The sequence below is a fragment of the Nitrospirota bacterium genome (genome assembly GCA_016214845.1).
In the GTDB taxonomy this organism is placed as follows: Bacteria; Nitrospirota; Thermodesulfovibrionia; order UBA6902; family UBA6902; genus SURF-23.
In genome coordinates this window covers 23,910-37,802 of sequence record JACRMS010000030.1, presented here as the reverse complement: position 1 = coordinate 37,802, position 13,893 = coordinate 23,910, and the positions used below count along the sequence as shown (strand labels likewise).

13 protein-coding genes are annotated in these 13,893 nt (G+C 45.9%); 10 read left to right on the top strand and 3 right to left on the bottom strand.

Features of this window, described 5'->3' with window-relative positions:
* Positions 1 to 47: 47 nt before the first annotated feature.
* From HZB61_10085 to HZB61_10045, 9 genes are all read left to right on the top strand, one after another.
* A complete protein-coding gene (locus HZB61_10085) occupies positions 48 to 1,466 on the top strand; it encodes a HEAT repeat domain-containing protein (GenBank protein ID MBI5056949.1) in 1,419 nt (472 codons plus the stop codon).
* Positions 1,460 to 2,281 carry a protein-glutamate O-methyltransferase CheR gene (locus HZB61_10080; protein MBI5056948.1) on the top strand — a complete coding sequence of 274 codons (822 nt, stop codon included), beginning with the start codon at positions 1,460 to 1,462 and terminating at the stop codon, positions 2,279 to 2,281. The genes HZB61_10085 and HZB61_10080 overlap by 7 nt, the downstream gene beginning before the upstream one ends.
* A gap of 82 nt (positions 2,282 to 2,363) precedes the next feature.
* The gene (locus HZB61_10075; GenBank protein ID MBI5056947.1) at positions 2,364 to 2,750 is read left to right on the top strand and encodes a response regulator; all 387 of its coding nucleotides are present in this window, start codon (positions 2,364 to 2,366) and stop codon (positions 2,748 to 2,750) included.
* Between the two features lie 11 nt (positions 2,751 to 2,761).
* Positions 2,762 to 3,142 carry a chemotaxis response regulator CheY gene (locus HZB61_10070; GenBank protein ID MBI5056946.1) on the top strand — a complete coding sequence of 127 codons (381 nt, stop codon included), beginning with the start codon at positions 2,762 to 2,764 and terminating at the stop codon, positions 3,140 to 3,142.
* Between the two features lie 90 nt (positions 3,143 to 3,232).
* Complete coding sequence (locus tag HZB61_10065) at positions 3,233 to 5,113, top strand: chemotaxis protein CheA (protein MBI5056945.1); 1,881 nt, start codon at positions 3,233 to 3,235, stop codon at positions 5,111 to 5,113.
* Positions 5,114 to 5,176: 63 nt separating this feature from the next.
* Complete coding sequence (locus HZB61_10060; GenBank protein MBI5056944.1) at positions 5,177 to 6,619, top strand: hypothetical protein; 1,443 nt, start codon at positions 5,177 to 5,179, stop codon at positions 6,617 to 6,619.
* A 20-nt stretch (positions 6,620 to 6,639) separates the two neighbouring features.
* The gene (locus HZB61_10055; protein ID MBI5056943.1) at positions 6,640 to 7,875 is read left to right on the top strand and encodes a protein phosphatase CheZ; all 1,236 of its coding nucleotides are present in this window, start codon (positions 6,640 to 6,642) and stop codon (positions 7,873 to 7,875) included.
* A 24-nt stretch (positions 7,876 to 7,899) separates the two neighbouring features.
* Complete coding sequence (locus HZB61_10050) at positions 7,900 to 8,367, top strand: chemotaxis protein CheW (protein MBI5056942.1); 468 nt, start codon at positions 7,900 to 7,902, stop codon at positions 8,365 to 8,367.
* Between the two features lie 14 nt (positions 8,368 to 8,381).
* Positions 8,382 to 9,422, top strand: coding sequence for a chemotaxis response regulator protein-glutamate methylesterase (locus HZB61_10045; GenBank protein ID MBI5056941.1), 1,041 nt, complete (start codon positions 8,382 to 8,384; stop codon positions 9,420 to 9,422).
* 79 nt (positions 9,423 to 9,501) lie between these two features.
* Here HZB61_10045 and HZB61_10040 read toward each other — a convergent pair whose 3' ends face one another.
* Genes HZB61_10040 through HZB61_10030 form a run of 3 tightly spaced genes read right to left on the bottom strand, consistent with a single transcriptional unit; the run spans position 9,502 to position 13,002 of the window.
* The gene (locus tag HZB61_10040) at positions 9,502 to 10,779 is read right to left on the bottom strand and encodes a flagellar hook protein FlgE (GenBank protein ID MBI5056940.1); all 1,278 of its coding nucleotides are present in this window, start codon (positions 10,777 to 10,779) and stop codon (positions 9,502 to 9,504) included.
* Positions 10,780 to 10,833: 54 nt separating this feature from the next.
* The gene (locus tag HZB61_10035; GenBank protein ID MBI5056939.1) at positions 10,834 to 11,478 is read right to left on the bottom strand and encodes a hypothetical protein; all 645 of its coding nucleotides are present in this window, start codon (positions 11,476 to 11,478) and stop codon (positions 10,834 to 10,836) included.
* 12 nt (positions 11,479 to 11,490) lie between these two features.
* Positions 11,491 to 13,002, bottom strand: a complete 1,512-nt coding sequence (locus tag HZB61_10030; GenBank protein ID MBI5056938.1) for a flagellar hook-length control protein FliK — start codon at positions 13,000 to 13,002, stop codon at positions 11,491 to 11,493.
* 311 nt (positions 13,003 to 13,313) lie between these two features.
* Between HZB61_10030 and pyrR the strand changes: the two genes are divergently transcribed.
* Positions 13,314 to 13,847, top strand: coding sequence for a bifunctional pyr operon transcriptional regulator/uracil phosphoribosyltransferase PyrR (pyrR, locus tag HZB61_10025; GenBank protein ID MBI5056937.1), 534 nt, complete (start codon positions 13,314 to 13,316; stop codon positions 13,845 to 13,847).
* Positions 13,848 to 13,893: the final 46 nt, after the last annotated feature.

Genomic DNA, 13,893 nt, shown 5'->3' with positions numbered 1-13,893 from the left:
GCCGGAATACAGGTAAAGATTTAAAAAGCAATAATCGAGGTTGGATAATGCATAACTCAAAATTTACAAAACTCATGGAAAGTCTCAGTCATCATGACGCCTCAAAAAGACGGGCGGCAGCCGAGTCGCTGTCGCAAGGAGATGAAAGGGCCATCTATCCTTTGATTAAAGCATTGAGGGATGAAAACTTCGGCGTGCAGGACGCGGCGATGCGTTCTCTAATGGCGATAAAAAGTGAAGCCACGGCATATATGGTGCTTCCCCTTCTCAGGGAGGATTCGTTCCTGAGAAATACCGCGATAATTATTTTGAAAGAAATGGGCGCAATCACCATTCCTCTGCTTGTTGTACTTCTGAAGGACAAAGACGACGACGTGAGGAAATTTGCCATTGACCTTATCCACGATATTCAGTACTGTGATTACCCGGAGAAATTAATTGAAATTCTTAAATGCGATCCAAACGCCAATGTCAGGGCCGCAGCGGCAAAAACTTTGGGTGTATTGCAATGTACAGAGTCGGTCCCTCAGTTAGTAAATGCCTTGAAAGATGAAGAATGGGTATGTTTTTCAGCGCTTGAAGCGCTTACGAATTTGAAAGACGCAAACTCAGTGGAGCATATCGTGACCCTTCTGGACAGCCCTTCCGAGGCGATCAGGTTCGCCGCTATAGAGACGCTCGGCAACATAAGCTCCCCTGCCGCCCAGGACCAGTTGATCGAACATATATTGAAAACAGAGGGCTTTGAAAAAAGGGCCACAATCATAAGCCTTGTTAAGATAGGCGCGGTCCCCCCTGACATATCGGACGAACTCATTGAGATGTTGGTGGATGGCGACTGGGACGAAAAAGTCGTCGCAATCAAGGGGCTGATCATGCTTAAGGAATTGAAGGCCGTCCGGCATATGCTTGATATTGCGGGGTCTCTTGATTTGTCCGACCCCGATAACGATGAAAAACTGTATTTGATAAAAACCGCTATTCAAAGCTTCGGCTGTGAAGATACGCTGATAGATATCCTCGCTGATCCATCAGTCAAATACAAGGGCAAAGTCGCCGCGATAGAAATAGCCGGGGAATTAAAATGTGCGAAAGCTGTTCCGGCCCTCATCGATTTGCTGAAAAGCACTTATAGAGACGTAAGAAGATCGAGCATTACATCCCTCGGCCAGATAGACAGCGATGAAGCTAAAGAATATCTGATAGAGGCCATCGACGATCATGACAGCCACGTAAGAAAATCAGCGGTCATCGCCCTTGGAAAGATAGGGGACATGTCTTCCTTTGAGCCTTTGCTGAAGTTACTCCATAACGAAAAGTACAATGACGTTATCGATGAAGCAGTCCAGGCTGTTATTAACATCAATTCAACGCTATTCCTTTCACGCATTAATGATTTCAGCACAACTATCCGTCAGATCGCCCAGAGACATTCCTCATCATCTAATGCGGAGGCCAGATGCTGACCATCCCTTTGCCGGATTCAACTTTTAAGGATTTAAGAGATTATATATATGAAAAAAGCGGCATATATATAGCCGATACCAAAAAGTATCTTATCGAGAACAGGCTTGCAAGGATATTGCAGGAAAAAAATTTAAAAAGTTTTGAGGATTATTACAAACTCATAAAATGCAGCATTAACGGAAACGAGCTTACCAGGCTTTTTGACGCAGTCACCACAAACGAAACTTATTTCTTCCGAGAGCCTGAGCAGCTCAATGTTTTTGCAAATGAAATAGCTTCAAAGATATTCAGCCAGAACAAAGGCGCGAAGATCAGGATCTGGTCTGCCGCTTCCTCTACGGGAGAGGAACCCTATACCCTTTCAATGATGCTCCTTGAAAAAGGTTTCAGCGCCAGGCAGTTTGAAATATACGGCTCGGATTTGAGCGAGGGGGTCTTAAGCTCCGCAAAGAGGGCGGTATACAATTCATATTCCGTGAGGAACATCCCGGAAAACTACCTTAAAAAATATTTTTTAAGCAACGGGCAATCGCATGAGCTCAATCCTTTGATTAAAAACACGGTCAAGTTCATGAAGGTAAATCTTATTGACGATAAGAACACAAAACTGCTGCGGAATGTGGATGTTATCTTCTGCCGCAACGTCCTTATTTATTTTGACGTAAAAGCAAAACAGAAAGTGGTGTCAAATCTCTACGACAGCCTGAATCACGGGGGTTATCTTTTCATCGGGTCTTCCGAAAGCCTCCACAATATTACGAGGGCCTTCAGGCCTAACGTCTCAAATAAAGCAATTATATATCAGAAGGCATAAACATGAAAAACTGGAAATGCAAAATAAGGAATTCAAATTTTATGACAGAAGATCAGAATTCTGTTGGGGTGAAACCATGAATATGAAGATAATGATCGTAGACGACTGCCAGACTACGAGGAAGCTGTTGGGACATTATCTGAAGTCAAGGGGATACGCCGTTGTGTTCGCGGAAAACGGCCTTGACGCCCTTGAAAAACTCGGCACGGACAACGTGAACCTGATAATGACAGACCTGAATATGCCTTACATGGACGGCATGGAGCTGATAAAGACCCTGAAGTCGGACCCGAGATTTTCGGAAATCCCTATCTTAATGGTCACAACTGAAAATGATGAAGCAGAACGGGAGAGGGCTTTTAATTACGGCGCAAACGGTTACGTAGTAAAGCCGGTCACTGGAGAGGCCATTGCCCAGAACATAAAAGCCATTTTAAAAGAAATATTTGCTCAAGGAGGAATAGCATGACCGATTTAAAGATGAAAATCCTTGTTGTCGATGATTTTTCCACTATGAGAAGGATCGTTAAAAATCTGCTCCGGCAACTTGGATATGAAAATATCGAGGAAGCAGAAGACGGCGCCCAGGCTTATTCAAAGCTTAAAAACGGCGGATTCGGTTTTGTCGTCACCGACTGGAACATGCCGAATATGGACGGACTTGAAATGCTGAAGAAAGTGCGCAGCGATCCGGAAATAAAAGATGTACCGATTCTTATGGTCACCGCGGAGGCCGAAAAAGATAAAGTCATAACCGCCATACAGGCAGGCGTCAACAATTACATTGTTAAACCGTTTACGGGAGAAATCCTGAAAGAAAAGATGGACAAGATACTGGAAAGGCTGCAGGCTGCAAAATGATACTGAATGAAAATGGAAGGCCAAAGGCCCCCCAACCCTGGGTATGGGCGGCTTCGGTCGCCCATTTTTCAGGTAAATGGAGACATGACCATGAACGATGAAATGGAAGAAATAATACTTGAGTTTCTTACAGAGGCCGAAGAGTCCCTTGACAAGATAGAGCCTTCATTCCTTGAACTTGAGCAAAAAGGGGAGGACAAAGAGCTCCTTAATAATATATTCAGGTCAATGCACACGATCAAAGGCGCCGCTGGATTCCTGGGTTTTCAGTCCATAGTGGACGTTGCGCATTCTTCGGAGAATATCATGAAGAAGCTCAGGGAAGGCGAGATTTCTTTATCAAAATCTCTAATGGACGCAATTCTCAAGTCCGTTGATATGCTCCGGCTTCTTCTCGGTCACTTGAAAGAAAAGGACGGCATTGTCGAAGATGTTGCCCATCTGGTGCAGGAATTAGGTGACGCATTAAAGGCTTCCATGTCGGGGACCGGCGAGGTAAAAGCCCCTGTCACTGCGGAAGCTGCGGCGGCCCCCGAAATAAAAAAACCGGAACCTGTCCCTGTCGCAGAAACAGTAAAACAGAATCCGGAGGTCGTATCACAACCGGCTGCGGAACCTGTGAAAATGACAGAGCCGCTAAAGTCGCCGCAAGATGCAGCGCATAAGACTGCTGAGACGGCAAAGCCTTCGGCTGAGATACTTGATGCAGAGCAGAAACAGAATGAGGCCGCTCCGGAGTCCAAGGACCCTGCGGCCCAGAAGCCGAAAGAAACAGCCCAGAATTTAAGAGTTGACGTTAACAGGATTGACAAGGTCATGGACCTCGCAGGTGAAGTGGTGCTGGTAAGAAACAGGCTTTTAAACATTTCAAACTATTTTGATTTCAAATACGCCGAGGACCCCATGGCGGAAATTCTCATGGAGACCGTCTCTTTCCTGGACAGGGTGACTTCCGATATGCAGCTTGCCGTCATGAAGATGAGGATGCAGCCCATCCAGAAGGTATTCAGCAAATTCCCGCGCCTTGTAAGAGACATTTCCGCTAATGTTAAAAAAGATGTTGAGCTGCAAATATTCGGCGAAGGCACCGAGGTTGACAAGACTGTAATAGAACACATCGGCGACCCCATGACTCATATATTGAGAAATTCCATTGATCACGGCATCGAATCCGCGGAAGAGAGACAGGCAAAAGGCAAACCCGCAAAAGGCAAAATTGTTATAAACACATACCAGAAAGGCACCCAGATCGTCATTGAGATAACGGATGACGGAAAAGGAATGGATGTTAACAGGCTGAAGAAAAAAGCCATTGAAAAGGGGCTCATAACTGAAGATGAAGCGCAGAAGATGACGGACGAAGCCGCCGTAGACCTGATATTTTTACCGGGATTTTCAACAAAGGAAGTTGCAACCGAGCTCAGCGGCAGGGGCGTGGGCATGGATGTTGTGAAAACCAATATATCTCTTTTAAACGGTTACGTCGAAGTTACAACCCAGAAAGACATCGGGACTACATTTAAAATAAGCATCCCGTTAACGCTGGCAATAATTCAGGCCTTAATGGTTGAAGTCGGGGGGGCCAAATACGCCATACCACTCTCGCCTATTGAAGAGACGCTGAAGGTTGCAAAGAAAGACATTAAAGACATCACCGGTCAGAATGTAATTGTAATACGCGACAAGGTCTGCCCGCTGTTTGAGCTGAACAGCCTGATCGGGATAGGTTCAAACGGCAACGGCGATTTAGATTATAAATATTTAATCGTCATCGCAATCGGAGACAAAAAGTTCTGCATAGCGGTTGATAAGCTTGTGGGGCAGGAAGAAGTCGTCATAAAAACAGTCGACGGGGTAGACACGACGTCTTCGTATATCCTCGGCGCCACCATAACAGGCGATGGAAAGGTTGTCTTTATTCTTGACGTTGCAAGCATGTCAAGAAACCTGCTCGGTATAACAAAGGGATAATAATGAAGGTTGCTTCAAGAGAAATGGAAGTCGTGCAGTGCATATATTACAACGGAGGTAATCATGAATTTTCGTGTCTCTAATATTGTTGATATTATAAAAATCATCATTCAGCAGCCGCGCATCCGTAACAAAGTCATTATAAGGATAATGCCATATGCCGTCACCTTCGCAGTCATAGTTATTTACTTCTTCCTACATCATGCAACCATATCATCGCATTTAGTCGATCTGTCGCATTTAACAACCCCTGATTCCGCGGGAAATATCATAAAACTGCCCGGCGACAGCGCTGAAGCAACAAAGTTAGTGGAAAACATCAAGTTAATAAAAAATGAAACGGACACTGAGGGCCTGTTCACCATTTTTATTGTTATTGCCATAACCGTAGTTTTGTTAGTTGAGACCATGTACGCAAGCATCGGCATTGCAATGATGGATGAACTGATTGACTTTGCCGACAGGATCGCAAAAGGGAACCTTACGCAGGCGGACATAGTGATCAATCACAAGCACATGAAGAAATTAGGCGGCGCGCTGAATAATATGAAACAGGAGCTTGCAGAAGTTACACAAAGAGTATCGTGCGCCACGCATAAAATAACCGACTTTTCAGATGACCTGTTTGCCTGTTCAGATGTCATAGCTAAAGACACCAAAGAGCAGATATCAAATACCGCCAAGGTGGCAAGTGCGGTTGAAATGATGAGCGTTGTGGTTTTTGATGTGACCAGGAATTCCAGTATGGCAGCACGCTCCGCAAAAGAAGCGTCTGAACTGGCCGCAAAAGGTGGAGGGGTTGTTGCCGAGACAATCAACGGCATGAACCGCATATCGCGTTCGGTCAATGAATCAGCGAATACTATTGAAGCGCTCGGCAAAAGGTCCCGGCAGATTGGTGAGATTATTAAAGTCATTGACGACATTGCAAACCAGACCAATCTCCTCGCGTTAAACGCGGCAATTGAAGCGGCGCGCGCCGGAGAACAGGGAAGAGGTTTTGCTGTTGTCGCGGATGAAGTCAGAAAGCTTGCCGAGAGGACAACGTCCGCTACGGGCGAGATAAGCGGAATGATCAAGAGTATCCAGCAGGAAACCCAGAACGCCGTTTCATCAATGCATTCCGCGACAAAAGAAGTGGAGTCGGGAGTTAACATGGCAAACCAGGCTGATGACTCCCTGAAACAGATAGTCGCTTCGGTCCAGGATGTGATGGATATGGTGCAGCAGATCGATGTGGCAGCCAAACAGCAAAGTTCTACGGGTGAAGACGTGTCCACAAACCTGCAGGAGATCTCCAACGAAAACCAGCGGACCGCAGAGGTTGCCCAGAAATATCACGGCATGACAAAGGCGCTGGGCGATATATCACAAGAGTTGCAGACACTGATCAGTCACTTTAACATCTGCAGGGGAACGAGCGAAGTGCAAGCCGTTAACTGCCGCAAAAAAACAACTAATATCGCAATGTTCAATGAACGTAAATCATATATAAATCCGTCATGAGACTAAAGGAGGTTTTATAAGTGCAACAATACATAGGATTCCAACTTAATTCAAGCGAATATATGATCCCCATCCTGAAGGTCCGTGAAATAATCACTATGCCTTCAATAACCGCCCTGCCGCAGTTGCCGTCATATATAAAAGGGGTCACCAATCTCAGGGGATCGGTCATTCCAATAATTAATCTCAAAAATCTGCTTGGCTCATTCAACAATGATGAAGCCGGCGGAACGGTGATTGTTCTTGCAGCCGGCAAAGTTACATTCGGCGTCGTCGTAGACGGTATTACAGGCGTTGTCAAGGTGGATGAATCCGAAATAGAACCGCCTGAGAGGTTCATCAATAACGCGGACCATATCGAGGGCGTCGCAAAACTCGACAACAGGCTGATCGTCCTTTTGAATATAAAGAAACTTCTTCCTCTTGATGATATTAATTTACTTGAAGACGCCATTGTCAACGTTACTAACTCAGCCGACGGGAACAATGTGGAAGTGACGAAAGAAGTTGATACGATCGGCGGGAAAATCACAGTAAAGGAATTGCGCAACGCAAAAGAGTTCATGGCCGGCAAAATTGATGCAAATGATCCCCGCCACAATATATTCGACCTGATGTTGAATTTCATGGACGCATTGGCGGTGCATGATTATCAGAAAATGGAGACCATAGTTGAACAACTGGTCAAGGCGACAGACAGCGATCTCTTTAAAGAAATCGGGAGGATAACAAGAAAGCTCCATGATTCGCTTGAAGAATTCAAGGGCGCTGTGAATACAGGAATTCAAAAACTCACGCAAAATGATGTTCCCAATGCCGTTGACAACCTGCAGTTTGTAATCAAAAAGACTGAAGAGGCCGCTAACAAGACAATGGGAATTGTGGAAAGGTATTTTGAGGAATCCAATGATTTCTCAAAACATGTCGGGAGCATAAAAGACAATGACGAGGCGGTGAATTATCTCAAGTCTTTCAAGGAATCATTGGACAATGACATGACGATGATCCTTACCGCTCAGCAGTTTCAGGACATCACGGGGCAAACAATCAAAAAGGTCATGGACCTTGTAAACAATGTCGAGGTCGAACTGTTGAGGCTGATAACTAAATTCGGGATGTTGCTTAAGACCGAATCAGAGAAAGTCGAGGCAGGCGTCGCTATCAACAGCGGCCACGGGCCTGAAACTGCGGAAAAGCCGGCAGAGAAGGTCAGCCAGTCTGACGTTGAAGGTCTTTTAAATGACTTTGGTTTTTGATTTAGAAATAAAGGAGGAAAAATTATGGGAATCACAGCCGTAAACGAACATGTATCACAGCGGGTGCTGCAACTGGTGACATTCACACTCGGAAATGAAGAATACGCGGTAGACATTTTGAAGGTGCAGGAAATAAACAGGATAACGGAGATCACAAAGATACCGAATGCGCCTGATTATATAGAGGGTGTTATAAACCTGAGGGGCAAAGTCATACCGGTAATAAACCTCAGGAAGAAATTCGGGGTCTATGATAAAAATTCCGATGAGAACTCAAGAGTGATAATCATGGACATCCAGGGTATCACAAACGGCCTCATTGTAGACTCAGTGTCGGAAGTCTTGAGAATACCGTCGGATATAGTGGAACCAGCGCCGCCTATGGCTTCAACCATGAGCAGCAGGTTCATTCAAGGCATAGCGAAACTTGAAAACAGGCTCATCATACTCATTGATATAGACAAGCTGATCGGAGAAGGTTTTGCGGCGTAATTAAGACTAAGCAAATGGTCAAGGTCCTGATTGTAGACGATTCAGCCTTCATGCGGAACACCCTTTCCAACATGATTTCCTCTGATCCGGAAATCAAGGTGGTGGGAATCGCGCGTGACGGCATTGATGCCGTCGAAAAAGTTATTCAGCTCAAGCCTGATATAGTCACAATGGATGTTGAGATGCCGAGAATGAACGGCATTGAAGCATTAAAACTGATAATGGAGAAAAATCCCGTCCCCGTCCTGATGGTAAGTTCCCTGACCACGGAAGGTGCAAAGGTCACACTTGATGCGCTCGACATCGGAGCAGTGGACTTCATACCGAAAAACCTGTCTGATCTTTCGATCAACATAGTCAAAATTAAAGATATCCTTATAGATAAAATCAAGAATATCGCCAAGCGCGGTGTGGTCTCCCTGAAAAAACGCAAAGTGTCCGCGCAGCCGCTTCAGATGCCTAAGGCGGACTATTCTTCTCACCGGCGGATAAGCATTGTAGCCATTGGCTCATCAACCGGCGGCCCCAAGGCACTGCAAAATATAATCAGCAAATTACCGAAAGATTTTCCGGTCCCTATTGTCATAGCCCAGCATATGCCAGCGAGCTTTACCGGCCCTTTTGCTGAGAGACTGAACCAGCTAAGCGCCATTGAGGTCAAAGAAGCTGAAGAAGGTGAACAGATCAAAAAAGGAGTAGTTTACATAGCGCCCGGCAGCGGGCACATGGGCGTTACACGCAAAAAAATCACAGAGACTGTGATTGCCATATCAGGAAACAAAAAAGAGCTTATATACAGGCCTTCCGTTGACGTGCTCATGCAGTCGGTTGTGGAATGCTTCTCAGGCCACGTGCTTGGGGTAATCCTCACCGGACTCGGAAATGACGGCGAAAAGGGAATGAAGGCCATAAAAGACAACGGCGGCAAGACCATCGCAGAGAGCGAGCAAACCTGCGTTGTCTACGGAATGCCGAAGGCAGTTGTAACCGCAGGTCTTGCGGACAAGATCGTCCCGCAGGATGAAATCGCCGGTGAGATAATTAATATGGTGTAAAAAAAACAGGGGCGTTTTATAAATCGCCCCTGCATCCCGTTTTTATCTTTTGCTCTGCGCCCTATGCCCTATGCTTTTCTTACCTCTTCAGATTAACAAGCTCCTGCATCAACTCGTCTGACGTTGATACTATTCGTGAGTTCGCCTGAAATCCTCTTTGAGATATGATCATCTTAACAAATTCCTCGGCAAGGTCCACGTTGCTGAGTTCAAGTGTGTTTGACATTACCTGTCCTGTGCCTGATGAACCGGGTGTGCTGATGACCGGCTGGCCTGAATCAGTAGACTCTGCGTAAAGGTTTTTCCCCATCTTGGTCAGCTCTGTCGGCGCGAGGAACTTGGCTAACGCAACCTGTCCTACTCCTCTTGTCTGACCGTTGGTGAAAATACCTGTCATGACCCCGTCCTGACTTATGGTTATGCTCCTCAGTGAACCGGAAGAATATCCATCCTGGTTCTGAAACACCGTTGAAGATAGCGACCCGAACTGAGTAGTTCCGTCACCAGTGCCACCGTCCGTTGTTATAGAATCGCCAAAATCAAAGGCTATGGTCTGGTTTGCCGCTGCCCCGCCGTTAAAATCAAAGCCCCCGGTAGGATATGTAATAGCGCTTTCCGTATCGAGGGCGCCGTTGGTGTCAAAGCCAAGCGTGCCGTTTGCCTGTATCTCAGTAGTACCGCTTGCGGAATCAGCGCCGTTTACAACAGCAAACCATTGCCAGGAATTGCCTGTGGCCGCTTCAACAGACTTCCTGAAATATACGTCTACGACATGACCGTTCCCGAGAGAGTCGTATACCGTGATTGAGCTTGAAAAGTTGGAAGTGGTATTGGGGTCTGTTACATCAAATGCGCCGGGGATTACCGATCTTGAATCAAGGTTCGCGGATATTGTTACATCCTCTGTATGGTTCGGTGCGCTGTTCAGCGCTGAAAGATTAATATCACCCAAACCGCTCGATGCAGTGCCTGAGGCGGAATACAGATAACCTTTCAGCTTCATCCCGTTGGGATTGACGATATAGCCATCCTTGTCAAGGTTGAACTGCCCTGCCCTTGTATAAAACGTCCCGCTTGCATCGCCCACAATAAATAAACCGTCTCCGTCAACCGCAAGGTCAAGGACGTTTGCCGAGTTTTCAAAGGAGCCTTGCGTGAACTGGGGGGTCACGGCGCTTACCTCCACGCCTCTGCCTATCTGTGAAGTGCCAAGCTGCTGGCTGAGTATATCGCCGAACGATGCCTTGCTCGTTTTAAAACCTGTGGTGTTCATGTTGGCAACGTTGTCACCGATGACCGAAAGCGCGGTTCCGTTTACGTTCATTCCGCTGACTGCTGTGAATAGAGAAGTTAACATTTTTATTTCCTCCTTATTAAGCTGACAGCTATCGGCCGCCAGCTATTAGCTTTTTTATTGTATTGATTCAATCTCGCTAAGGTTGATTTTCCTGCCGCTGTCTAACGCAAGATAAGTGACGCCGTCCTCGAAAATAACGCCGGTCACTTTTCCGGTTGAATTCGCCGCGGTTGAAACATCGTTGCCTGAGGCGTCCTTTGCCTTAATTTCAAAAGTGTAATTGCCTTCCGTCATCTGACTGCCCTGCGCGTCTTTGCCGTCCCAGACAAAACTATTTTCACCTTTTGTCTGGGCGCCCAGGTTTTTCGTAACCACGGGGTTTCCTGATCCGTCATATATCGAGATCTCCACAGTTGCGGCATCTCCTGAAAGCTCATAACCGATGTCCGCCGTGCTGCCTAAATATGTGCTGTCTCCGGGCACTTTCACTGTCCTTCCTATAAGATTCGCAACCGACGCGTTCTGCATCGAATGCTGAAATGAAAGCACGTCGTTCAGGGTAGTGTTGATATTACTGAGCTGTTCAAGTGAGCTGAACTGGGTCAGCTGGGATGTAAATTGAGTGCTGTCCATGGGATTCAAAGGGTCCTGATAGCCCAACTGCTTTATCAGGAGGTTTAAAAATTCCTGTTTCCCGAGGGTCTTTCCACCAACTGTCTGGATTGCGCTTTGAATACTGTTTACACCTGATACTTCCATTTTGTCTCCTTTCTATGCGAACACACTTACAAGTCCGCTGACCGGGCTTATTTTTGCTTCCCTCTTTATGACTTCTCCGTCATCATGGCCCTGTTTATTATTTATAACAAAAACATTCTGCTCATTGTCCCTGTTGTCTTTCAGCGCCACTGAAAAACCCCCGACGCTGACGCCGTCTTTTGCGAGGGAGTCGACAATATACTGGATATTGTTTTCGATATAATCCCTCACTACCCTTTCAGATGTATTGATCTGGACATTCACCACGCCCTTTTCCATGCTGAGATTTATATCGAGCTTTCCGAGGTTGTCATGTTTAAGGGTAACGCCGAGCTTATTGCCTTTTACAACATAGACCACTTTGTCCAGTATTTGATTTAATTCCGCCTGCCTTGCTGCATTGGCGGGCATGGCCCCTTCAACCGGTTTGCCTGCCTCAATTTTCACGTTCGATTGATTTAAAAGATTAACGCTGTCAGCCGGCAATTCAACTTTTATGGTCTTGGCAGAGTTGTCAGCATTATGTTTTGGACCGTCTGCATTATTTAATCCCCCGGTGATTTCAAGCAAGGTCTTCGCGGAATTGTCAGCATTATGTTTTGGACCGCCTTCGTTATTTAATCCCCTGACGATCTCAAGCTGAGTCTTGTTTTGAAAATCCTCAGGACCTTTCCTGCCGCCCTGAGAATTCAGGTCCGCGGAACCATCCTGCGAATTTGCGGGTCTTTGAGAATTAATTTCAGTATCACATTTATCAGCGTGTTCCGCAGCCTGTTTTAATAACTTATTAACATCTGTATCAGCAGGCTCTTTTTTATCACCTTGTGTCAAAGCCGCCAAAAGGTCCCCCGCGTTTTTGATATCGCCCGTTGCCTTTTTATTTTCGCTGCCCCCTTCCTCACCTTTATTTGCCGCTTCACTGCTGCTCTGGGCGATTGGATCACCATTGGGATCTTTTGCAGACGCGGCAATTGCAGCTTTCATTAAATCAGACAATAAAGCGCCCATCTTCAAACCGCTTTCAGCGGAAACCTCCGGCCCGGTAATACTTTCTAAAGGATGGGCCTGTTCACCTGTCACATTGCTATCTTCAGTTTTATTCACCAAATTGATCTGTGAGTCATCCGGACTTATGGCAACTGTTGCCGCAATGTTGAGTACGTCCATAAGTATTTCGCCTATTTTTAATCCATTCTCAGATCCATTTTTCAATACGGGATCTTCCCCTGACTCAACTGATTCATCTTTATTATTCAATTTGTCCCCGGATTGAACGCACTGACATGGAGCCTTGTCCGGTTTGTCAGGGTTGGCATCTGATGCTTCTTTTGTTTGAGCATTATTACTTGAATCTGCAGGGGCGTTAGTTGTTTCATGATTACTGATGATTGCCTCATGACTTTTGATTTCTTTATTCACGAGGGAAGCAAATTTGGAATCTGTTAATTGATTGTCTCCCTGGGGAGCTGCGGCAGATGGTGTATTGAACTGCTGGACCGCGTTTACGTCCGGTAAATTTGTCATCATCATTTCCATGCCGGTTTGAAAAGCAATCGATATGCCAGGAAGAGCTGACCTGCCAATTAACTGATTTTATTTAAAACTGGGGCACTTTTGAACGTCATTTGCATAGAAAAATTTTCTCGACCGGGAAAGTTTTTCCGCCATTGACAACTGTTTTGATCTTATATTATTATGTCTTCAGTTTATTAACCTTTAAACCGGTACCGAGAGACTGGAAAGGAAACAAAGATTGGACCTCACAGCTTACAACAAACTCCAGCACAACGCCCGCTTCAATGCCTTTTCTCTCTTTGAAGCAGAAGGTATGTTTCATGACTAAAAAGATATTGGACAATGACGACATCATCCGCGCCATTAGAAGAATGGCACATGAGATCGTCGAAAAAAATAAGGGTATTGAGAATATCTGCCTTGTCGGGATACAAAAAGGCGGCGTGGTCCTCGCCAGGAGGCTTGCCTCTGAAGTCGAAACGATTGAAGACACCCACATAGATGTAGGGGCGCTCGATATCACCTTTTACAGGGACGACCTCAACACCAAAGAAGAACAGCCCATAGTAAAAAAGACCGACATCCCCTGCACTATTAATAATAAGACTGTCGTCCTTGTTGATGATGTCTTATATACCGGCAGGAGCATCAGGGCCGCGATGGATGCGCTTATTGATTTCGGAAGGCCCGCGCAGATCCAGTTGGCGGTATTGATCGACAGGGGACACAGGGAGCTCCCGATCAGGGCTGATTATGTCGGCAAAAATATCCCTACATCGTTTAATGATAGGGTTGAAGTATTCCTTGAAGAAAAAGGCAAGAAGGACAAGGTTGTTTTGGTGAGCGGACAATAAGAATCGTAAGGGCAGGTTTTAAACCCGCCCTTGATAAGATAACAAT